This is a genomic window from Bacillus sp. FSL W7-1582 (assembly GCF_038593325.1).
Classification (GTDB): Bacteria; Bacillota; Bacilli; order Bacillales; family Bacillaceae; genus Bacillus; species Bacillus altitudinis.
In genome coordinates this window covers 347,070-369,377 of record NZ_CP151987.1, presented here as the reverse complement: position 1 = coordinate 369,377, position 22,308 = coordinate 347,070, and the positions used below count along the sequence as shown (strand labels likewise).

21 protein-coding genes are annotated in these 22,308 nt (G+C 42.2%); 7 read left to right on the top strand and 14 right to left on the bottom strand.

What is annotated here, in order from left to right; translation table 11 throughout:
* The first annotated feature begins 99 nt into the window (after positions 1–99).
* Positions 100–864 (top strand): MBL fold metallo-hydrolase, encoded by a 765-nt coding sequence (locus tag NSQ11_RS02010; RefSeq protein ID WP_342501227.1) that lies wholly within the window; start codon positions 100–102, stop codon positions 862–864.
* Positions 865–910: 46 nt separating this feature from the next.
* On the opposite strand, the gene NSQ11_RS02005 is transcribed toward NSQ11_RS02010, so the two are convergent.
* On the bottom strand, positions 911–1,240 hold the full coding sequence (locus NSQ11_RS02005) for a YckD family protein (protein WP_007498247.1): 330 nt from the start codon (positions 1,238–1,240) through the stop codon (positions 911–913).
* A 181-nt stretch (positions 1,241–1,421) separates the two neighbouring features.
* Between NSQ11_RS02005 and NSQ11_RS02000 the strand changes: the two genes are divergently transcribed.
* Both NSQ11_RS02000 and NSQ11_RS01995 read left to right on the top strand, forming a co-directional pair.
* Positions 1,422–2,294 (top strand): transporter substrate-binding domain-containing protein, encoded by an 873-nt coding sequence (locus NSQ11_RS02000; RefSeq protein ID WP_046527173.1) that lies wholly within the window; start codon positions 1,422–1,424, stop codon positions 2,292–2,294.
* Positions 2,295–2,306: 12 nt separating this feature from the next.
* Positions 2,307–2,984, top strand: a complete 678-nt coding sequence (locus NSQ11_RS01995; RefSeq protein WP_008347854.1) for an amino acid ABC transporter permease — start codon at positions 2,307–2,309, stop codon at positions 2,982–2,984.
* Between the two features lie 31 nt (positions 2,985–3,015).
* Here NSQ11_RS01995 and NSQ11_RS01990 read toward each other — a convergent pair whose 3' ends face one another.
* The 5 genes from NSQ11_RS01990 to NSQ11_RS01970 form a co-directional block, all read right to left on the bottom strand.
* On the bottom strand, positions 3,016–4,314 hold the full coding sequence (locus tag NSQ11_RS01990) for an arsenic transporter (RefSeq protein WP_008342056.1): 1,299 nt from the start codon (positions 4,312–4,314) through the stop codon (positions 3,016–3,018).
* Between the two features lie 129 nt (positions 4,315–4,443).
* Positions 4,444–5,676, bottom strand: a complete 1,233-nt coding sequence (locus tag NSQ11_RS01985) for a helix-turn-helix domain-containing protein (RefSeq protein ID WP_008342058.1) — start codon at positions 5,674–5,676, stop codon at positions 4,444–4,446.
* A 125-nt stretch (positions 5,677–5,801) separates the two neighbouring features.
* Positions 5,802–7,349 carry an L-glutamate gamma-semialdehyde dehydrogenase gene (pruA, locus tag NSQ11_RS01980; RefSeq protein WP_007498254.1) on the bottom strand — a complete coding sequence of 516 codons (1,548 nt, stop codon included), beginning with the start codon at positions 7,347–7,349 and terminating at the stop codon, positions 5,802–5,804.
* A 23-nt stretch (positions 7,350–7,372) separates the two neighbouring features.
* A complete protein-coding gene (locus NSQ11_RS01975) occupies positions 7,373–8,290 on the bottom strand; it encodes a proline dehydrogenase (RefSeq protein WP_007498256.1) in 918 nt (305 codons plus the stop codon).
* Between the two features lie 161 nt (positions 8,291–8,451).
* Positions 8,452–9,255, bottom strand: a complete 804-nt coding sequence (locus tag NSQ11_RS01970) for a nucleotidyltransferase domain-containing protein (protein ID WP_099496294.1) — start codon at positions 9,253–9,255, stop codon at positions 8,452–8,454.
* Between the two features lie 60 nt (positions 9,256–9,315).
* Here NSQ11_RS01970 and NSQ11_RS01965 point away from each other — a divergent pair, with 60 nt between their 5' ends.
* Positions 9,316–9,630 carry a hypothetical protein gene (locus tag NSQ11_RS01965; RefSeq protein WP_008342068.1) on the top strand — a complete coding sequence of 105 codons (315 nt, stop codon included), beginning with the start codon at positions 9,316–9,318 and terminating at the stop codon, positions 9,628–9,630.
* Positions 9,631–9,700: 70 nt separating this feature from the next.
* On the opposite strand, the gene NSQ11_RS01960 is transcribed toward NSQ11_RS01965, so the two are convergent.
* Complete coding sequence (locus NSQ11_RS01960; RefSeq protein WP_241511721.1) at positions 9,701–10,663, bottom strand: acetylxylan esterase; 963 nt, start codon at positions 10,661–10,663, stop codon at positions 9,701–9,703.
* 210 nt (positions 10,664–10,873) lie between these two features.
* Here NSQ11_RS01960 and NSQ11_RS01955 point away from each other — a divergent pair, with 210 nt between their 5' ends.
* Entirely contained in the window at positions 10,874–11,659 is a 786-nt protein-coding gene (locus tag NSQ11_RS01955) for a carbon-nitrogen family hydrolase (protein ID WP_335358088.1), read from the top strand.
* A 198-nt stretch (positions 11,660–11,857) separates the two neighbouring features.
* Here NSQ11_RS01955 and NSQ11_RS01950 read toward each other — a convergent pair whose 3' ends face one another.
* Positions 11,858–12,763 carry a LysR substrate-binding domain-containing protein gene (locus tag NSQ11_RS01950; protein ID WP_017366581.1) on the bottom strand — a complete coding sequence of 302 codons (906 nt, stop codon included), beginning with the start codon at positions 12,761–12,763 and terminating at the stop codon, positions 11,858–11,860.
* Between the two features lie 118 nt (positions 12,764–12,881).
* On the opposite strand from NSQ11_RS01950, the gene NSQ11_RS01945 reads away from it, so the two are divergent.
* A complete protein-coding gene (locus tag NSQ11_RS01945; RefSeq protein WP_342501226.1) occupies positions 12,882–13,655 on the top strand; it encodes a class I SAM-dependent methyltransferase in 774 nt (257 codons plus the stop codon).
* Positions 13,656–13,884: 229 nt separating this feature from the next.
* Here the strand turns inward: NSQ11_RS01945 and NSQ11_RS01940 are convergent, their stop codons facing one another.
* The 5 genes from NSQ11_RS01940 to NSQ11_RS01920 all read right to left on the bottom strand — a co-directional run bounded on the left by NSQ11_RS01940 (position 13,885) and on the right by NSQ11_RS01920 (position 19,241).
* On the bottom strand, positions 13,885–15,261 hold the full coding sequence (locus tag NSQ11_RS01940) for an MFS transporter (protein WP_342501225.1): 1,377 nt from the start codon (positions 15,259–15,261) through the stop codon (positions 13,885–13,887).
* 120 nt (positions 15,262–15,381) lie between these two features.
* Positions 15,382–16,389: a LacI family DNA-binding transcriptional regulator gene (locus tag NSQ11_RS01935; RefSeq protein ID WP_342501224.1), complete on the bottom strand. Its 1,008-nt coding sequence runs from the start codon at positions 16,387–16,389 to the stop codon at positions 15,382–15,384.
* A 77-nt stretch (positions 16,390–16,466) separates the two neighbouring features.
* A complete protein-coding gene (locus NSQ11_RS01930) occupies positions 16,467–17,414 on the bottom strand; it encodes a dihydrodipicolinate synthase family protein (RefSeq protein ID WP_060832059.1) in 948 nt (315 codons plus the stop codon).
* 410 nt (positions 17,415–17,824) lie between these two features.
* On the bottom strand, positions 17,825–18,382 hold the full coding sequence (locus NSQ11_RS01925) for a shikimate kinase (protein WP_025206715.1): 558 nt from the start codon (positions 18,380–18,382) through the stop codon (positions 17,825–17,827).
* Positions 18,383–18,467: 85 nt separating this feature from the next.
* Positions 18,468–19,241 (bottom strand): IclR family transcriptional regulator, encoded by a 774-nt coding sequence (locus NSQ11_RS01920; protein ID WP_079920407.1) that lies wholly within the window; start codon positions 19,239–19,241, stop codon positions 18,468–18,470.
* 143 nt (positions 19,242–19,384) lie between these two features.
* Between NSQ11_RS01920 and NSQ11_RS01915 the strand changes: the two genes are divergently transcribed.
* The gene (locus tag NSQ11_RS01915; protein ID WP_079920404.1) at positions 19,385–20,746 is read left to right on the top strand and encodes a hypothetical protein; all 1,362 of its coding nucleotides are present in this window, start codon (positions 19,385–19,387) and stop codon (positions 20,744–20,746) included.
* Positions 20,747–20,975: 229 nt separating this feature from the next.
* Here the strand turns inward: NSQ11_RS01915 and NSQ11_RS01910 are convergent, their stop codons facing one another.
* Complete coding sequence (locus NSQ11_RS01910; RefSeq protein ID WP_008342087.1) at positions 20,976–22,286, bottom strand: MFS transporter; 1,311 nt, start codon at positions 22,284–22,286, stop codon at positions 20,976–20,978.
* Positions 22,287–22,308 lie beyond the last annotated feature (22 nt).

Below are 22,308 nucleotides of genomic sequence, written 5' to 3'. Positions count from 1 at the left end.
AAAATCAAGTCGTTCCGCTGAAAGACTTTAATGATCCTCTGTCACATGAGGCTCTTTTAATATACTGTAAACTTAATAAGAAAAAAAGGAGGCCTTCTAATGAAAATAACACTCATTCGTAATGCTACTTTATACCTTCAATATGGTCCGTCAACATTTTTAATCGATCCCTTTTTAGCAGCAAAAGGAACCTATCCACCGTTCCCGCATACTGCCAATCAACATGTAAACAATCCAATTGTTGAGCTGCCTGCAAACATTGATTTGGACAAGATATTACAGCCTGATGCTGTCCTGCTCACTCATTTACATGTAGATCACTTTGACGACGAGGCAAAAAAGAGAATAGCTCAAACTTTGCCGATCTATACTCAATCAGAGAAAGATCGCACGGAAGTAAAAGAAGCTGGATTTCAGCATGTTACATGCATTGAAGATGAAATGGATGTTTGCGGTGTTCATATCAAACGAACTGGCGGGCAGCACGGGACAGGAGAAACCGCTAAACGGATGGGACAAGTGAGCGGTTTTGTTTTCTCTCATCCTGATGAGCCTACTCTTTATATTGCAGGAGATACCATTTGGTGTGATGAGACGAAAGAGGTTGTGAATACATGCCAGCCAGATATTATTGTGGTCAATAGTGGGGCTGCCCAATTTTTAGAGGGAGATCCAATTACGATGACAAAGGAAGAGATTGTAGACATTCACCATACTCAACCACAAGCTCAAATCATCGCCTGTCACCTTGAAGCCGTGAATCATTGTTTATTAACAAGAGCCGCATTAAAATCTTACATTCAAGAGAATCATGCAGATCAGGCCATTTTTGTCCCTCAAGATGGTGAGACGCTGACCTTTTAACACATAAACAATAAAAACCGGCACCTTGCTGCCGGTTTTCTTGAACTTATGGTCGATGGTGCTGTGGTTTTTTTAGTAATGGAACAAACCCGTTATTTTTTAAGTGATTGTAATGTTCATCCATTCGTTTTGTGATGTGCGTACCTTGTTCCTTCGTTAACACACCATACTGAACGTATTTTTCGATCACTTCTTTTCGTTTAGACAAAATTTGCTGTTCAAGTACTTCAATTTGTTTTTGTTGCTCTGTCGTTAATTTTACTTGATGCGTGACGGGGCGCTTTTCCATTTGTGGTGTTTCTCCATGAGCCGTATTCACTTGAAAACCAAATAATATCACCATCGTTAGTATGATCAAACCACTTGTTTTTTTCATCTCTGTCGTTCCCTCCTTTATTCGATTTTAATTTGCGCATCCTTTCCTTTTTTATACATTATTCACACCGTCAAATTGCACATAATATTCTTACTTTTTCGCTTTTCATCTGAAAACGTTGTCCTAACTGAAAAAGCGTGCTATGTTTTGTTTTGTATAAAAAATAGAGGAGGATTCTTAAATGAGTCGTTTTTATCATAGAAAACCTATATGGGTGCTGCTTGTTGTGTCTGCTCTCATGCTTGTCATGTCTGCTTGCAATCAATCAGGCTCACCTCAGTCTGGAGAATCAAAGTGGGATCAGATTCAAAAGAAAGGGAAAATCGTGGTCGCTACTTCAGGCACTTTGTATCCTACGTCTTACCATGATACATCGAACGGCAAGGATCAATTGACTGGCTATGAAGTGGAAGTCGTCAAAGAAGCATTTAAGCGCCTTGACGTAAAAGTAGAATTTAAAGAAATGGGTTATGACGGTATGCTCAGTGCCATTAATTCAGGTCAGGTGGATGCCGCTGCAAACGATATCGACATCACAGATGACAGGAAAGATAAGTTCGCCTTTTCAACACCTTATAAATACTCATATGGAACCGCTATCGTCAGAAAAGATGATCTGTCAGGTATTAAAACGCTAAAGGATTTAAAAGGAAAGAAAGCAGCAGGTGCTGCAACGACTATTTATATGGATGTTGCCCGTAAGTATGGTGCAAAAGAAGTCATCTATGATAATGCCACAAACGAGCAATATTTAAAGGATGTTGCAAACGGCCGTACAGATGTCATTTTAAATGACTACTACTTGCAAACACTGGCGCTTGCTGCATTCCCTAAGCTAAATATTACGATCCATCCAGACTTAAAATACATGCCGAATGAACAAGGGTTTGTGATGAAAAAAGACAATACAGAGCTTCAAAAAGAATTAAATCGTGTATTAAAAGAGATGAAAAAAGATGGAACCATGAAAAAGATTTCAGAGAAATTCTTTAATCATGCTGACGTCTCAAAGAAAATTGATGTTGATGTCGAAGATGTCGACATTTCTAAATAAGGAGCCGCAGCCGTGGGAGATATTCATTTAGAATATATCTTTAATCCTGCACTGGCAAAAGCGTCATTTCCATTTGTCATGAAAGGCATCTGGCTGACGCTGCTCATTTCTTTTGTGAGCATGTTTTTTGGTACGATTCTAGGCTTTTTTATTGCCCTTGCTCGAATGGCAAATACATGGTTCCTTCGGCTGCCTGCACGGCTGTATATTTCATTCATGCGTGGGGTTCCCATTCTGGTCATTTTGTTTATCCTTTATTTCGGATTCCCTTACATCGGCATTGAATTTACAGCTGTCACTGCTGCTATTATTGGATTCAGCTTCAATAGTGCTGCATACATTGCCGAAATTAACCGGGCGGCTCTCTCCTCTGTTCCTAGTGGTCAAGTGGAAGCCGCCAAATCACTTGGTCTCAGCTATTGGCAAACGATGCGCGGAGTCATTTTGCCTCAATCCGTGCGCATTGCACTGCCGCCCCTGACCAACGTCATGCTTGATTTAATCAAAGCTTCCTCACTAGCAGCAATGATTACTGTGCCCGAACTCTTCCAGCAAGCAAAAATTGTGGGCGGAAGAGAATTCGATTATATGACCATGTATATATTGGTTGCCTTGATTTACTGGGGCATATGCAGTGTGGTCTCATTGCTCCAAGACTTTTTGGAAAAACGCTATGCAAAATATCTATAACAACAAAAAGCAGATCCGGTGGATCTGCTTTTTAATGTATCAACCATAACCACACATACAACCCCAATAACGTGATGATCAGCGTCGGTATGGTTAGAATGATTCCAGCTTTCATGTATGCCCCCCAAGAAATATGCACACCTTTTTTCTTCAAGACATGAAGCCACAGCAATGTCGCCAATGAACCGATTGGGGTCATTTTCGGACCAAGGTTTGAGCCGATGACGTTGGCATAAATCAGTGCATCTCTCATCACACCTGCTGTATCTGTGTGACCGATGGCAATCGCATCAATTAAAACGGTTGGGAGGTTGTTCATGACAGAGGATAACACGGCTGCCAGAACCCCCATAAACATCGTTCCCGCAAGTAAACCGTGTGACGCCCCCTGTTCAATCCATGCCGCTAAAATTTCTGTCAGGCCGACATTTTTCAGCCCATACACCACGACATACATGCCGATAGAGAAAAACACAATCGACCACGGTGCTTCTTTGACGACTCGTTTTGTCGCCACTTGTGGACTCCGTTTCGCCAGCCATAAGAAAGCAATGGCAATGCCTCCTACAATGATTGACACCGGAATGCCTGCCAATTCGCCAGCAAAATATCCAACAAGCAAGCACCCTAACACATACCAAGATAACCGGAACATGCGCAGATCACGAATGGCCGAAGCTGGTTCCTTCGCCTGCGAAACATCGTACGTTTTCGGGATGAGTTTCCGGTAAAACACATACAACACAAGCATACTAGCGCCAAGCGATACAAGGTTTGGGACGAACATGTTTGCTGTATATTCAAGAAAGCCAATATGAAAATAATCGGCTGATACGATATTGACCAAGTTACTAATGACAAATGGCAAAGAGGTCGTATCTGCAATAAAGCCGCTTGCCATGACAAATGGCAGGATCATACGCTCATCCAGCTTCAGCGCTCTGACCACAGATAAAACGATCGGGGTTAAGATAAGTGCTGCTCCATCGTTGGCAAAAAAAGCTGCTACCACAGCGCCGAGCAATGTTAAATAAATAAACATGCGGACCCCGTTCCCTCTTGCGGCTTTTGCCATATGAAGTGCCGCCCATTCAAAAAAACCAATCTCATCTAAAATCAATGAAATGATGATAATTCCAATAAATGCAAAGGTGGCGTTCCAGACAATTTGGGTAACTTCCCATACATCGCCCAAATGAACGACCCCAAAAGCAAGAGCAAGAATCGCTCCCCCGCACGCTGACCATCCAATGGTTAAACGTCCTGGCTGCCAAATGACAAGGACGAGGGTCATGATGAAAATCAAAATGGCCAAGGTGACTGATCCCAAAGGTGGCCCTCCTTTCGCTTTCCTTATAAAATCTTTATCTATCATACAACGAAATAAGGCAATTGTATGCCATTTTATCATCTCGCATGAAAATCCGCAGGTCAGCCTTTGCACCTGCGGAGTCCACGCCTATTGATCTTTTTTCATCAGCATCAATTCAATAAATAACTCACATCGCTGGCTAAAATGACTTAAATCGATAGACGTCATTTCAAAAATTTGTTTCATTCGATAGTTTAGTGTATTTTGATGAATAAATAACTGCTCTGCAGCTGGTTTTAGCTTGCAATTATTCAATAAGTAGACCTCTAAGGTTTTTAAAAATGATGTTTGACTGTCACGGTCTTTTTCCTTTAGGCGTAACAAATCTGGATTAAAGTCGTTTTTCTTTTTTTGATGGCTGTAAATCGAGTCTAAGAACCGGAAGACCCCCAAATGCTCGTAATCGTATGGAATCAATTCCTGTCCGCCGACAATCTTCACTGCTTTCACGACTTCTATCGCTTCAAATCGACTTGTGCTCATTTTCATGACATCTCGATATTCTCTTCCCATCCCAATATATAAAGGAGATGGGTGTGTATGCGTTTTCGATTGAAGATGGGCGACGACATCCGCAGCGGTCGCTTTTGGTGAGTGGCGATCTGACAAACTGCCTAATATCACGACGATGTCTGCTTGCACAGAGTAGACATGATTGACCTTGTCTTCTAGCTGTAAATAGGTTCTAATCATATCCTTCACATCTTCTGCCGTCTCACTTTTGTTATCGGCGGCATGAACAACCATCACAGTAAAGACAGCTGGCAGTGGTATGCTTAAATTCTCAGCTTCCCATTTCAGCTCTTCTTCTGTATAAAAATGATCATCCATGACCTTTTTGAAGAACTCTTCAATCTTGCCTTCTTTTTTCTCCAACTGTTTCTTATTTTTATAAATGACTTTTCCAACTTGAAACGATGCCTCGTGTAAAAATTGCAGCTCCTCTTGAGAGAGAGAATCTTCAATGTCCTGCACCCAAATAAAGCCGACAACCTCTTGTTTGTGCTTGGCGCTCACAGCTACTCGTCGATTAAACCCGAGCTCCTCATGACCATTCACATAAAAAGGATTTGAATCTGTATATAGCTGCTCAATGACCCCTGTTTTTTTTAACCAATCCACCACAGCTCCCGGACATTCCTTTGAGAAAATGGTTTGCTGATTGACTGGGTCGAACTGCTGGATGCTGTAAGAATTATAAGCAAGCAGCTGACATTCAGTACTTTCTAAAATGACTGGTTTTTTTAAATAACCACTAATAAATGCAATTAATTTATCGACATCAAAAAATGTATGAAGCTTTTCTAATATCTCTTCCATCCCGATTGCTCCCTGATTAAGTGATACATTTATCATACTTCTTTCCAGTCAGATTTGTATAGAAACAAGTCGTAGACAGGTAAAAAAAGCATGAACTCGCCTGCACGAGTTCATGCTTTTCCATATTAAAACATTTCGCTGATCGTTTTGGCCTGCATGTGCAGAGCAAGGTAATCTGGACCGCCTGCTTTTGAATCAGTTCCTGACATTTTAAAGCCGCCAAATGGGTGGTATCCCACAATCGCTCCCGTACAGTTACGGTTAAAGTAAAGGTTCCCGACATGGAACTCCTGCTTCGCACGGTTGATGTGATCACGATTATTTGTAATGACCGCACCGGTTAACCCGTATTCTGTGTTGTTGGCTACTTCAAGCGCCTCATCAAAGCTTGAGACTTTTGAGAAAGCTAGGACAGGTCCAAAGATTTCTTCTTGCATTAAACGAGATGTTGGCTCTAGATCTGCAAACACGGTTGGATGAATGAAGTACCCTTCTGAATCATCACTTGTTCCGCCAGTGACTAGACGGCCTTCTTGCTTGCCAATCTCGATATATTCCGTGATCTTGTCAAAGGAAGCTTGATCAATGACAGGTCCCATGTACACATCAGCTGATAACGGATTCGCTGTTGTTTTCGTTTCTGTGATTTCTTTCACTCGCTCAACGACTTGGTCATACAGCTTCTCGTGGACGACAGCACGAGATCCAGCTGAACATTTCTGACCTGAAAAACCGAAGGCTGATGTGAAAATGGCGTTAGCCGCTAATTCAACATCTGCATCCTCATCTACAACCACGGTATCTTTACCGCCCATTTCAGCAATGACACGCTTTAAATGCTGTTGTCCTGGCTGTACTTTTGCCGCACGTTCAAAAATACGTGTGCCCACTTCTCTTGATCCAGTGAATGTAATAAGGCTTGTTTTCGGATGATCTACTAAGTAATCTCCAACTTCTGCTCCGCTACCTGGCACGAAGTTGACAACACCTTTCGGAAGACCTGCTTGCTCCAGTTCTTCTACAAAGCGGGCAGCAATGACAGGCGTCGCACTTGCTGGTTTTAAAACAACTGTATTCCCAGTGACGATTGGCGCTACTGTTGTTCCTGCCATGATCGCAAACAAGAAGTTCCATGGTGGAATGACAAGCGTCACGCCAGTTGGTGTGTACACATATTGATTGCGTTCCCCTTCGCGGCTGTTCACCGGTTTGCCTTTCGCAAGCTCTAGCATTTGACGGGCATAATACTCTAGGAAGTCAATGGCTTCTGCTGTATCTGCATCCGCTTCATTCCAAGGCTTCCCTGCTTCTTTTACGAGAAGGGCTGAATACTCATGCTTTTTACGGCGAATGCTTGCCGCAGCGCGGAATAAGACGCCGGCTCTTTCTTCTGGAGACGTGTAGCGCCATGTTTCAAACGCTTTTGCCGCAGCTTGAATCGCTTGCTCTGCCTCTTCTTTCCCAGCTTTTGATACGGTACCCACGACTTCTTCCTTCTTCGCTGGATTGATCGAGACAATCTTGTCTGTTGTTTCGATTCTTTCTCCATTAATCACAAGCGGGTAGGTTTGCCCAAGCGATTCTGTTACTTTGGCTAATGCTTGTTCAAACGCTTGGCGATTTTCTTCCTGGCTAAAATCCGTGAATGGTTCATGCTTGTAAGGTGTTGTCATCTTTGTCACGCTCCCGTTTCAAATTATTTTCTCGTCATCCCTTTTAAAGCAAATGCAATGTTTGCCGGTCGTTCTGCAAGGCGTCTCATGTAGTAGCCATACCACTCTCGTCCATACGGGGTGTAGACCCTCATTTGATAACCTTCCTTCACGAGTGCTTGCTGTGTTTCTGATCTCATGCCATACAGCATTTGAAATTCGAACTGATCTGTCTGTATATTGTGTTTTTTCACAATATGTTTCGTAAATTCGATCATTTGATCGTCATGTGTCGCAATGGCTGTATAATTCCCTGAGAGTAACTGCTTTTCGATCAGCTTTTTGTAATTCTGATCGACGTCTTTTTTGTTTGGATACGCCACTTCGGCGGATTCCTTATAGGCACCCTTTACAAGTCTTAAAAATGGCTGCAACTCATTTAGGTCATCAAGATCTTGTTCTGTTCTGTACAAATACGCCTGCAAAACCGTACTGACATACTCATATTGAGATTTCATTTCTTTAAAAATGTCCAGCGTTTTTTGACAGCGCTGTTCATCCTCCATATCAATTGTCACCATAATACGGTGTTTCTCTGCCGTATCTAAAATGCTTTTCATATTGCGATACACAAGGTCATCGTCAATATCTAAGCCAAGCGATGTCATTTTAAGTGAGACGTGGGAATTGAGTCCCGCCTCTGCAATTCGCTGAATGGTTTGAATACACTCATTCGTCCGCTCATTTGCAATCTCTGCCTTTGTGACAAACTCACCAAGGTGATCAACCGTTACGGCCATACCTTGATCGTTTAATCGTTTGATGACAGGGATAGCGCTCTCAAAATCCTTCCCACCGATGATTTTCTTTGATGCAACAGCACTTCCCCAATTACGAGCAATATGGTTCAAGAGACTGCTTTTTGACAAAAACAAGAAGAAATTTCTTGTGACCGACTCCATAAAGGGCACCTCCCACTCTTTGTAAGCTATGTCTTTATTGTAAGGCTCATGAGCTGTCCGCTACAATATTTGAAGATGACAAAAATTCTGACTTTTTTTGTGGTTTTATCACAATAAGAGATAAAAAAGAGCCTGCCGCTAACCGGCTGGCTCTTTCACGCTTACGCCCACACCTCATCAAGGGTAGACTGCAAAAGCTTATTTAATTCTTCAGTGAGATTGTCCTTCGGCTGATTGTAGCTTTTCACCAATTCATCAAAACGAGCCAGCTCTTTGTCGATAAATGGATGGACATGTACAAGGCGGTCCTCTAAATCCATTTCTTCTCCGTCCATTTTACGTTTGAGCAGTTCGTGAATTTCTGCTAACAGCGGGCCTTCCTCCACTAGCTCCTTGAGTAATTCATGAAAGTCCATGGGTGGAACCGTCCGGTAACGTTCAATCCACTGGCAGGCAAGCAGCGGACGAAGCACATAGAAATACTTCTTGATTCGCACCTGCTCTCCTCGTAAATGCCGGCTTTCATTCCGCTTCGCCATATTGAGGTAATGATACATCAAAGCCGCAGGGTAAAACGCTCGATCCTTTAATTCTCTTAGCTGCTTGGCTAGAGAGAAGGATTCAGCATAAATGATGTCAGAAGACAGCCATTCCATAATGGATGGATTCGATTTATTGAATAAACGCAACGCCTTTCGCAGCTCCCAGCCGCTTATATCAAGCATGTCATCAATTGGTCGTTCAATGACATCACGATGCTCTTCCATCGCCCAATACCATTCTTTCCGGGGAACGTATAAAAAGCGAACATCATAATCACTGTCAGTTGAAGGAAATCCCCATGCCCTGCTGCCCGATTCAACGGCGAGACAAATCTTGACGTCATACGTTTCTTCGATGATTTTCAGCTCTTCCTTAATTCTTTCTCTCAAGTGTCCATCAACTCTTTCTATAGAATTCTGCATGACTTCTTCACCTTTTGGGAAAATACGAATAAGACATATATGAAAAAGGAGTTGGATCTGATGTCTATATCTCGCATTATGAAATGGATCACTGGGATTTTTGAAGCTTGCCTTGCTATCCCTGTGATCGGAGGTCTATTCGTTATCAGCAATGGCTATTCACCGCTCATGGTCATGCTTATTCTGCATATTATCACACTCGTCTTATCGAAGCGAGACCAGGGACCAATGATCGGAAGTATCATTGGAATTGTCACATCCTGCCTTGCATGGATTCCGATTCTCGGATTCATCCTTCACATCATCACAGCCCTTGCCCTGATCGTTACAGCATTAGTACCTGATGAAAAAACAAGACAGAACACCAGTTATTAAGCTGATCGCTCCAATAGCTGAAAAAGACAAAGAGCTAAAATGAATGTCATTTTAGCTCTTTGTCATGCTCTTATGTTGATAGAAGCAAATGCTTTTGTAAAAAGGACAGCTTCTCTGTTTGAAAAGCAGGAATAAACTCGTGCCCAAAATATCGGTACACTTTCAGCTCTTTATCTGTTTCTAAATGATTGTATGCCGCAAACACGGTGGATGGCGGTGTCACTTGATCAATCAGACCGATCGCCATCAATGTTGGCTGTTTCACCCAGCCGGCTAAATTGATTAAATCAAAGTAACTTAATGTCTCAAATCCCTTTTCTTCAGCTTCAGGATCACTGTTTCTGCGAAAGTATGAATTGATTTCTAAATAAGGCTGCTCCAAGGCAACATCAACCGCACGCTCAAAATTTGATAAGTAAGGATAGTCTGCCACAACGACTTTTGGAATATCTGAAAGGGCTGCGGCCGCAATCGCTAACGCACCCCCCTGACTTCCACCGATCACGCCGATACGGTGTTCATCTACTTCGGGGAAAGACTGAATGACTTCGAGTGCACGAACAGCATCTAGATAAACGCCTCGATAATAGTACGTATCCTTCGATAAAATGCCTTTTGTCATCCACCCTAATGCATGCCCGCCTGGCGTCACTGATGTGTCTTCACTGCCACCTTGACCACGGACAAGCATTCCAAACGTCGCATAGCCATGCAGCGCCCAGTTGACGATGTCGTGAATGCCGCCGTCATAGCTGGCATTATAGCCATGAAAACGAACGAGCGATGGATGCGGACCAGTTTGATCAGGCACAGCATAAAAGCCTTCAATTTTAGAATGTCCAAAGCTTTGATACGTCAGGCGGTACACCTTGACGCCTTTCACTGGATAGTCATAAGATTCAAGTGTTGGCTCTGCCTCCACTTGGCGCAGTTCTTCGAGCGATTTCTTCCAAAAGTCTGAGAAATCAGGACGTGCTGTTTTCTTTGGTTTATATTTCTGTAGCTCTTCTAGTGATAAATCGAACAATTGCATATCATACTATTCCCCTTTGTTTTATTAGTTATGAGTATCATACCACTCATTTCTTGATTGAGAAAGTCATTTAACAAAACCTTCTGACATTTCTATTGGCAAAGATAGCGGAAAGCTTTATGATAAAGAAACTGGCTTGAAGACTAGATGCTTCAGGCAATATCACCCGAACCATTCATTGCATGAAACGAATAAAGGAGGACGACCGACATGAACATCGCCCTGATTCAAATGGACGTACAAATAGGAGAACCTGATGTAAACTTTCAGAAAGCAGAAGCATGTTTAGAAGAAGCCATCCGCCAACAGCCTGATTTGATTATTCTACCCGAAATGTGGAATACCGGCTATGCGTTAGAACAAGCGGATGAGCTTGCCGATGCAGATGGCGAGCGAACAAAACAACTCTTCTCTTCCTTTGCTCGTCAGCACCAAGTGTATCTCATCGCAGGCAGTGTTTTAAATAAGAGGACAGAAGATGAAAACATCACCAATACAATGTATGTCTTTAACCGCCAAGGTGAGCTTTTGTTAGATTATGATAAAATTCATTTATTCCGCTTAATGGATGAACACAACTATTTAACCGCCGGTCATCAGCTTGGTTTATTTAACTATGATGAAGATGTCAAGATTGGCACCATGATCTGCTATGACCTCCGCTTCCCTCAGCTTTCTAGGACGCTCGTGAACAAAGGGGCGAAGGTGCTTGTTAATACCGCTCAATGGCCGTCAGCAAGAGTGGACCATTGGCGAAGTCTGCTCATCGCAAGAGCCATTGAGAATCAGTCATTTGTGATTGCGGTGAACCGGACGGGCACAAGCAGAGACACTGAGTTCCCTGGTCACTCCATGGTGATTGACCCGCTCGGACGCATTCTACTTGAGACAAATGATGAAGAAGACATTTATTATGCAGACATTGATCTTCAGCTCGTAGATGAAGTGAGACAACAAATCCCCGTCATGACAGATCAGCGGCTGGATTTATATTAGAAAGCAGGGGACTCCCCTGCTTTCAGCGTGTAGACAAACCCTCGCATTCGGTGTCAGTCCTGCGTGCCGGTGCTCACGAATGTCAAATTCGCTCCGCGTCGGTACTCGTCCTTCCTAAACTGCAAAGGTTTTCTATCACGCTGAAAAAAGGTAAAAGCAGGGGACTCCCCTGCTTTTTGCGTTTAATTAAACGTTTGTTTAAGCTTTTCCTTGATTCTGTTGAAGGTCCATGAAGGCTTGAGCGGCTTTCGTTAAATATCTTTCTTCCACATATGCAAACACAAGTGTGCGGGTTGGGCATGAATCAATGTGTAAATAAGTGACTGCTTTCCTTTCCTCTTGTGCCACCATTTTCGGCACCACTGTCACCCCTAGCTCATTTTCAACCAATGCCTGAGCTGTTTGAATATGACTTGTTTCAAATGCAATCCTAGGCCGAAAGCCATGATGACGGCACAGTTCCGTGACCACTTGCCGAAAGCCATATCCCTCTTTCAGCATAATAAATGGGGCATCTTCCAGAAGATGAAACGGGACAGACCCTTCTTGATCCGCTTGATTGATGATTTCATTGAGTTCATCCGTCAACCACGGTTGAGCCGTTTGCGGAATGGCGAGGAGAAGCGGCTCTGTCAGCATTTGTTTTGTTTTCAATGATTCATGCTCGACAGGCAGAGAAAGAATCGCAAGATCCAGTTTCCCAGCGAGTAAACGTCTTTCTAGCTCACGAGGCGATTCTTCTATCAAATGAACGTGAACGTGCGGATACGTTTGACAATAGGTTTTTAATAAACTTGGCAGGACATATCCCCCTGTGACAGCTGGCGCACCGATCTTCAGTTCTTTCCCTACCTCATAAGCAGCTTCCCCCATCTCACGTAACAAATCATCTCGTTCCTTCAAAATGGTCTCTGCTCTTTTGATCAATCGGTTTCCTTGAGGTGTAGGAGTGACTTGTCCATACTTCCGAATAAACAGAGGAGTATCTAATTCCTCCTCAAGTTTTTTAATTTGCTGACTTAATGAGGGCTGTGCAATGTGAAGTTTTTCCGCTGCTTTTGTAAAGCTTTGCTGCCGGTACACTTCCATGACATATTCCATCATTCGTATATCCACTTCTCTCACCTCATAGGTTTTAACTATTCATATCATATCTTTTATGTCTTAGACAAATCACAAGAAGAACCCTACGATAAAGAAACAACAAAAAGGGGGTAAAGAAATGAATCCATATTCAAAAGCAGAGAAACAATTCTCACAAAATGCAGAGAACTATCGAGATTCACCCATCTTTGCAGCTGGAAAAGAGCTTGAATGGATGAAAACGGCGACGAAGCCAAAGGGCGATGAGCACCTACTTGATATCGGCTGCGCGGCAGGTCATACTGTTTTTTCCTTTTCAGACGTCATCTCTAAAGGAATCGGGATTGATGTCACGCACAAAATGATCGAGGTTGCTACAGCACTTGCAAAAGAGCGACAGCTGAACCACATTACGTTTGAGCAGGCATCCGCAGACGCATTGCCCTTTTCTGATGCATCATTTGATCTCGTCACATGCCGATTTGCTGCTCATCACTTCCCACATCTCCCGGCAGCCATGTCTGAAATCAGCCGAGTCTTAAAGAAAGGCGGCAAATTTCTACTTGTCGATCATTATGCACCCGAAAACCCTGTACAGGATTCATTTATTAATCATTTAAATAGACTGAGAGATCCTTCCCATGTGCGAGAAAGCTCGTTATCAGAATGGAAAGAGCTTTTCGCTGACAACCATCTGACGAAAGAAGATATCCGTTACTGGGATCTGCATATTGAATATCAGGACTGGATCATACGTGGACGTACACCAGAGAATGTTCAAAAGGAGATTGTTGCCCACCTTCATGCTGCAGACGATGAAACGAAACAGCTGTTTCAACTGCAATTCGACGAACATCGTCAGCCAATATCCTTTTGCCTAAAAGCCGCACTACTTCAAGGGATCAAACATTAAACTGATCGAAAAAGTCTACCCTAGCCGGTAGACTTTTATATTATGAATATACATTTCCACTATCTGATAGATATTACTTTTCATGTTCGTGACAAGGAGTGTTGATAATGTTTCTATTATAAGATAATTGAATTGAGGTAGGTTAGGCTTTTTCAAAAGTGTACGTAAATCCTCTGAATAAAAAAAGAACCTACCCTCTTTAGAATAAGTTCTTCACTGCATGCATCACTTACGGTGCAATATCCTCTAATACTTTCTCTCTCGTTTCGATCATTTTAAAAGCAAGAATTGCTCCCACTACAGTCACACTTGCAAAAAGAATAAAAATAGTTGAAACACCGCTCACCTCTAAAATAAAACCTATCATAATAGGAGCGATGGCTGAGGCCAGCCTAAGCCACGCTGTAGCAAATGCCGTACCAATTACCCTCATACGGGTTGGATAGATTTCAGGTGTATATAAATAGAGAAGAACTGTAATGGTCCCCATCATTCCGTAGGCAGCGGACCCTAAATAAATAACGCTTTCTGGAGAATTTGCTCCGCTGATCCATAAAGCCGTTAATAAAGCACCTGTTACGATAAATGCAATGGTTGCCCAGCGCTTCCGTCCTACTTTATCGATCAAAAATGCACAAGCGAATACCCCTATGGTCTGTAAAATATTTGTGAGAGAGGCTGCCCTTAATGAATCTCCAACTGGCAAATTGTAAACCGTATTATAAAGACTCGGTAACCAGTTATTTAATCCATTCGATACAAAGTAGGCAGAAAACCATAGTCCCCATACGATCAATGTTCTTTTACGATAAAAAGTAGAAAAGAGCTCTTTCCAGTCGCCTTTTTCAGTGCTGCTGGACACTTGCTTTGCAACAGGCATTCGTTTGTCCGTACTAGCTTCAATCTCTTCAATGATTCTTTCGGCTTCATCTAACCTGCCTTTTGAAATAAGCCATCTTGGAGATTCACGCAACATGAAAAAGAAGAAAAAGACGATTAAACCGCCAATTCCACCAATCAAGAACATCCATTTCCACCCAAAGCTAGGTACAACAAATGCACCAATTTGAGCTGAGATCATTAATCCTAATGGAAAAATCATCTCATAGAGCATAAAAAATCTCCCTCTGCCTTGGGCCCGGGACAACTCATTGATATATGAGGCCGCTACTGGCACTTCTCCTCCTACTCCAATCCCCTGTATAAAACGAAAAATAAAAAGGGCCATAAAGTTACCTGAAAATACACATGCGATACTCATAATAGACATGAGAAATACAGTCCACTTTGCACTAAATACACGGCCACGTCTTTCTGCTAACCATCCAAAGAAAATAGCACCAATCGCTTGTCCGATATAACCAGACCCAATAAGAAGACCAATTTGAGCAGGTGATAAATTCCACATGCCGATGAGAACTGGGAGAACAAACGCTAAAGATAGTGCATCAAAAGCATCAAAAAAGGTAGCAGATCCCATAATGATACGAGGTTTTAAATGCCATCTCGAAAAAGGTACACTTTCCATCCTAGTCAATAGTTGTGAAGCTCTATCAACAACTTGCTCATCATGAGAATTTGAATTTCCGCTGAGTTCTAACGTCATGATATCTCCTCCTTAATAGAGGAAATGATGCAAAAGTACATGCTGATGAGCACAAAAGAAATCGCTTACATTTTAAATGAAGAGACATTCTAAAGCGATCATATGAGTTTTCAGCATCTATCATTTCTTTTTTGGCGTTCCCGTGGTGCCACGATCTACATAGTACATCGGGAAGATATGTTCCATCTTCTCTAACTGTTCTCCTTCTACTAACTGCGTTAGTAAAGAAACCGCTTTTCTTCCCATTCCAACTAAATCAACATGAACAGAAGATAAAGAAGGGGTTAGAAAACTTGCAATGGGCACATCATCAGCACCAACGACAGACAAATCATGAGGTATTGACACATTTGCGATATCTGCCGCTTTCATGACCCCTATCGCCAAAAAATCTGAAGAGCAAACAACTCCAGTCATGTACTGGTTTCCTTGGAGAAATTGAGAAACCACTTCTACTACTTTTCCCCCATCAAATTCATCTAACTCAAACACAAGCTCTTTGTTCATTGTTAATCCTAAACTTTTCAGTGTACGCTCATACCCCTTGTAATACCTCACACTATGCATCGAACTCATTGGACCATTGACCAGTCCAATGGTTCGATGACCTTTATCAAATAAGGCCGTGACAGATTGGCACACACCTTCTTCATCATCAGGCCTGACACATGGAAATGGAGAATCCTCTAAGTAACTTCCGACAACGATAATGGGAATAGCTAAACTTTTTAACCAATCCATGCTCAATTCTTCATTTCTTGGAGAAAATAAAATAGCACCATCTACAGCCTGCGTTTCAAGTAATCGCTGCTGCTGTACAGATGTAAATGACATCAACATATTGAATTCAGTCTCATCTAATTCCTTCGCTATCCCATCTAAAATCGTCGAAAAAAATGGATTATTCAAAATATATGAACCACGAGGAACCACGACAGCAATATTGCCAGTCTTTCTTTTAACGAGCCCTCTAGCTCCTAAATTAGGACGATAGCCTAATTCATCAATCACTTGTTTGATTCTTTCAGCCGTTTGAGCACCTACTCCTGGTTTGCCACTTAATACTCGGGAAACAGAGGCGATAGATACTCCAGCTTTCAATGCGACATCTTTAATACTTACTGACACATTTCATACCTCCGGGAGTCTGTTGTTTTATACTCTATTATAACCTGACTCACCTTCATCATGAAATCAATGGTCTATTATTTACTAACGTTTTCCTTAAGTAAACCAACACTTTGAAGGCCCTGACGAATCTCTTCTTTTTCCTTTTGAGTTAAAGGTAATACTGGTTTCCTCGCAAGCGAACTGCTGATCAAACCTCGCTGGAACATCGCTTCCTTCATTCGCAGATGAGAGGTAGAGGAAGGTTCATCCATTTTATACACAGCATGCTTTAATTCAAAGATTCTATCGTACACTTTATTAGCCGCTACAAGGTCTTGTTCTTCCACACATTTCACAAGCTCAGCAATCAAATCTGGTACAAAACAGCCGAAACCTACAAGCGCCCCATCAATTCCTTGAACTAATGTTGGCAATAAATATTCATCGTGACATGTGAGCAACGATACATCTGGTGCATGCTTTTTCAGTGCGCGCACATCGACTTCATATTGCGCCATGTCTCTTTGACCGATTTTAAATGAGACAACGTTTGGAATCTCCGACATTTCTAATAATTGACTGGTTGTATAAGAGGTTTTTGTCCATGTTGGATACTGATGGACGATGATTGAAATGTCAATTGCTTCTGCAACATCTTTAAAGAATTGGACAGGTGACTCAGGCTGCATACCGAATCTCAGCCATGAATGTGGCGGCATAAGAAGAATACCTTCTCCACCAGCTTCCTCCACTGCTTTTGCATGCTGGATCGCTTCAATTGTCCCTTCAGCTGAAACCCCAGAAATGACAGGAATTTCTCCCTTTAATTCGTCGGCTGCAATACGCACAGCTTCAGCTCGTTCATGTGGCAGCAAAGTCATAATCTCGCCAGTATGTCCATTGACAACGATCCCATTAATCCCTTCGTGCCCCGCCACCCAGCGAACAAGCTTACGAAAAGCAGGTTCATCAATTGAATAGTCATCTTTAAAAGGAATTAAGACTGCCGGGAATACACCGCTCCATTTTTCTTTATTTTTCATCAACAAATTCCTCCCCATCCGTTATAGTAAACGTTTACGGTAAGCGTTTACGTTAATAATCATAGAATGATATAACCGAAGGTGTCAACCAGATTTTTAAAAATTATAATAATTCAAAAAACTATTATTGGAATTTAGATACTATTTTATTTTTTCAAAAAAAGAAAATGAGAGATATATGTCGTTTCCCGCATCAATCAAAAACCTCATCATCTTGACTTAGTTGTAGTCTAATCACCACTTTTTTCAAATGGCTAGACACACCACATAAAGGATGCATGCATTTTGATATAATGACGAAGAAAAAAACATCTTTTCTTCTTTTTTTCATCCATCATCCAACTTAGACTGTCATTTCTTTGACTACTCCTGATCTAATAGAAAAAGTCTACCCCTTAGGATAGACTTTTTTATTTCGAATATAGATCCCAGCCAAGCTTGAGTGTGTCGACAATATAATTGGCGACTTCTTCAGCTTCTAGATGATCTGTTTCCACTCTTGAGTTATGAAGGGAATAAATTTCCCGGCGCTCTTCAAACAGCTCTTTCATCTCGTCAAGCGTGCGGTTATGAAGAACAGGACGGTTTTCAATTAAAATATCCAGCCGCTGTTTCCAATTCTCCCAAGATAGGTCAAGGAAAAGAACCGTACAATGCTTTAAGCAAGATCGTTTGATTTCTTCCTGTTTAAACGCACCGCCTCCAAGAGACACGATCTTTAGCTGAGTATGTTCACATAAATCGACGATATAGTCCTTTTCAGCCTGTCTGAAGAAATCTTCTCCTTTTTGCTGAAACATTTCTGGAATCGTCATGTTGTACTTTTTCTCAATCTCCTGATCAACATCAATAAAATCTCTATATAACTTTTTGGCAACGAGCTGCCCAATGGTTGTTTTCCCAACGCCCATAAAGCCAATGAGGACAATATTTCGCTGTCTCACAGGAATCTCTCTATTGTTTTTCATGTTCGTGACACGTCCTCCTTACGACAAGGAATGCTACATAATGTTTCTATTATATGATAAATGGACTGAGAAAAGATAGGCATTCTTAAAAATTGTGTTTGACGACGTAACCGAGCTGTTCGGAGAGCTTCTCGGCATGCTCTTTCACTTTTTGCTGCAATTGAGGGATGACATCTTCAGTAAATCGTTGGGTCGGTCCAGATATGGATAAACATGCCTGCACCTCCCCATGAATGTTAAAGATCGGTGCCGCCACTGCCGCCGATCCGACTTCCCGTTCATCAATACTGCAAGCGGTATGCGTTTCAAGAATATGACGACATTCTTTTTGCCATTGCTCCATCGTCATGTGATCAGCCTCAGATGCAAAAACTTGCTGTTGAAACTCTTCGCTTTGGAAAGCAAGCAGCACCTTTCCACCAGCACCAGCGTATAACGGCAGCTTCTCACCTATTTTCACAAGATGCCGAATCGATTGCAGCCCTTCGGCTTGTTCAATACATACCCTGCTTTTGTGATCGAGCACATACAGGTTGACGGTTTCCTTCGTTTCATCACGAAGTGTGTACATGAGCGGTTTTGCCAGTTCCCTCAATTTGATGGACTTCCCAGCAATATAACCGAGAAGATAAAGTCTTTGACCGAGCCGGTACTTCATTGTCTCTTGGTTCTTTTCTACAAAATGATTCATTTCAAGTGCCTTAAGCAGTCTCGTTGTGGTAGACATTGCTAAGTTCATCTCTTTTGATATGTCCGTTAGCGTCAGCTCTTGACGTTCTTCGCTAAAGCAAGAAAGAATATCCAAAGCGCGCTGAACGGTACGCAATCCTGATTCTTCTTTTGACTTTTTATCAGCCATGTTCACTTTCTCCTTTTCCCCTTTGATTTCTTATCGACATGATTAACCAATTTTGCTATAATCCATTTTAAATGTTCCATTAAAAGAAAACAAATTCCACTGTACGGAATAAAACCGATAGATGTTTTGATGGAGGAGATATCATGATCTACCTGCTCATTTTCACACTTCTTATTAGCTTATACATCGTTCATCAACTATTCCCTGCTCCCATTCTCTCCTATTTGGTTGGTCTGCTGGCGGCTGCTTCGCTCACCATTTCCTTTAAGAAGGCAAGTGGGCTTTATTTGAAAACGGGTGCTATGTTTCTCTTGATTGGATTGGTGTTATTTTTCTGGTCAGAACAGCCTTTGCATACGCTTTTTCTTCATTTTCATTCCATGCTAGGCTTGCTTTCTTTATTTTTCATGTTGCCATTTATTCATTCTCTCATACATGTTGGACATTTCGATACTCAATTAAATAAACTGCTTACTTTACATACAACGAGTACAAATCAGCTTTATCGCAAGAGTTCATTTGTCACTCATGTTCTTGGCATGTTTTTAAATATCGCAACGATTCCCTTATTATATACATCCTTGAAACCATCGCTGAACGCCCTTCAGGAACAAGTCAAACAGCACCTTTATACGCGCAATCTTTTAAGGTCATATGCGCTATGTCTTAGCTGGAGTCCTGTCGAAGTACTGGTGAGTGTCACCATTGATGCAACCAAATTGAAATATTATCAGATTGCACCCGTTACCTTTTGTTTAATGGTGCTTGTGCTGTTGACGGATTGGTTGCTGTTTTCTCGTCAAAGCAAACGATTGCCGCATATCATCCAGCCGGCAGAAGCTCACTCCAACCCTCATCGCATCAAGAGAAAAACCCTTCAGCTTGCTTTCATGCTACTCAGTTTTATGACAGTCGTTTCGCTTGTTGACGCCTGGATCGGGAAAGGTTATCTGTTCGCTGTTGTGCTGACGATTATTCCTTTCGCTCTATTATTCTCGTCTATCATCAAAAAACGAAAACAATATGTAGCCGTCTCTATTCCCCATTGGAAAGAACGGACCCGCCAGCTCTCCAATTATATGTGTCTATTTTTAAGCGCGGGCTTCTTTGTCGATATGCTGCTTGTCACAAACAGCTTGCAGCCGATTCAAGCATTTATCGTCAGTATATCAGATCATGCCATTTGGGTTTATGGGGTCATCGGGCTGTATTTTCTCATCACCGCTCTTTGCGGTTTTCACCCGCTCGTTTCGCTTGCTCTATTAGTGAGCTTGATGGCACCTGTCATTCATGAATTGCCTGCCCTTCCCATCGCAATCATGCTCATTATCGCCGGAACCTCAACGGTCATGTTTAGCCCATATAATGTATCTGTCTCCCTATTAGCCGATTTGATGAAGGTCAACCCTTACCGAATCACTCGATGGAATATCTGGTTTGCTGGTTTTTATGTCAGCATGGGTATCGCATGTGCAACGATCATCACCGTCATCTTTTATTCATAGAAAAAGAGAACCCAATGAGTTCTCTTTTAAGATTGTTGACAAAGGGCTAAAATGAACTTGATTTTAGCCCTTTGTCTTTTTTTCAGTGTGATAGAAAACCTTTACAGTCTAGGAAGGACGAGTACCGGCGCGGAGCGAATTTGACATTCGTGAGCACCAGCGCGCAGGACTGACACCGAATGCGAGGGTTTGTCTACACGCTGAAAGAGAACCCAATGAGTTCTCTCTATTATTTTAATTGAATCCGCTCAATCTTACCTACAATAAAGATATACGACAACGCTCCGCCTAATGCCACTAAGCTGACGAATAAAATACCGCCGTTGTAAGAGCCTGTCGCCGATACAATGAATCCGATAATCAGCGGGGTGATGATGCCGGATAAGTTAGCAAAAAAGTTGAATACGCCGCCAGCCAGACCGACCATTTCTCGTGGTGCCACCTCAGACAGCATGGTCCAGGAGATATTAGACAGTCCTTGCGCAAAGGAAGCGATGGATAAAATAGTCAGCACAAGCGGGATATTCGTTGTAAAATTCGCTAAAACAATGGTACTTGTCAGAAGCAGACCGACCACAACCGGCAGCTTTCTCGCTACATTGACCGATACACCCTTTTTAAGCAGCCAGTCAGACACATATCCTCCAAACAGCACCCCAAAGAATGCAGCGATGTATGGCAGGGATGCCGCAAAACCCACTTTGAGAAAGGCCATATTTTTCGCCTCTGCTAAATAGGTCGGAAACCATGTTAAAAAGAAAAAGAGGGTAGACGCAACAGAAAATTGACCAATATAGAGTCCAATCAATTTACGATATTTTAAAAGTGCGGCAAAGTCTGCCCATTTCAGTTTCTCCTGTGATGCCACTGTCAGCCCTTCGCCTTGACGGATCAATTCTAACTCATCTTCATTGATCTTTGGATGCTCTTTCGGTTCGTGATAATACTTGTACCAAAAGAAAGCAAATATAATACCGAGCGCACCAGCAGTGATAAAGACGGTTCTCCAATCGAAAGTTGTCATGATCCAAAAAAGAAGAGGTGTCGCAAATGCAAGCCCCACATACTCTCCAGCGGTATAAACCCCTGTTGCAAATGCGCGTTCACGCCTTGGAAACCATGTGGTCACAATGCGATTATTCGCAGGAAATGCAGGAGATTCTGTAATTCCGATAAACAAACGGCAGCCAAATAAGAAGGCAAAGCTGTTCGCAAACGCCTGTAAACCGGTGAAAATAGACCAAGTAATGAGTGATATTCCATACGTTACCTTTGATCCAAACTTATCAAGAATAAAGCCGCCAGGGATCTGCATGGCTGTATAGGTCCAGCTAAATGCTGAAAAGATGAGGCCTAATAAGGCAGGGTTTAATTGCAATGAAGACTGAATCGCAGGTGCAACAATGGATACACTGGCTCGATCAATATAATTAATAGCGGTAATAAAAAACAACAGAATCAAGATGCCGAAACGAGCTTTTGTTGGTTTCGCATAAGCAGGCCGCAAGTCGTTCCCCTTCAGTTCTGAATGCACTTTCATAACCATCCTCCTTTGTTTCCGC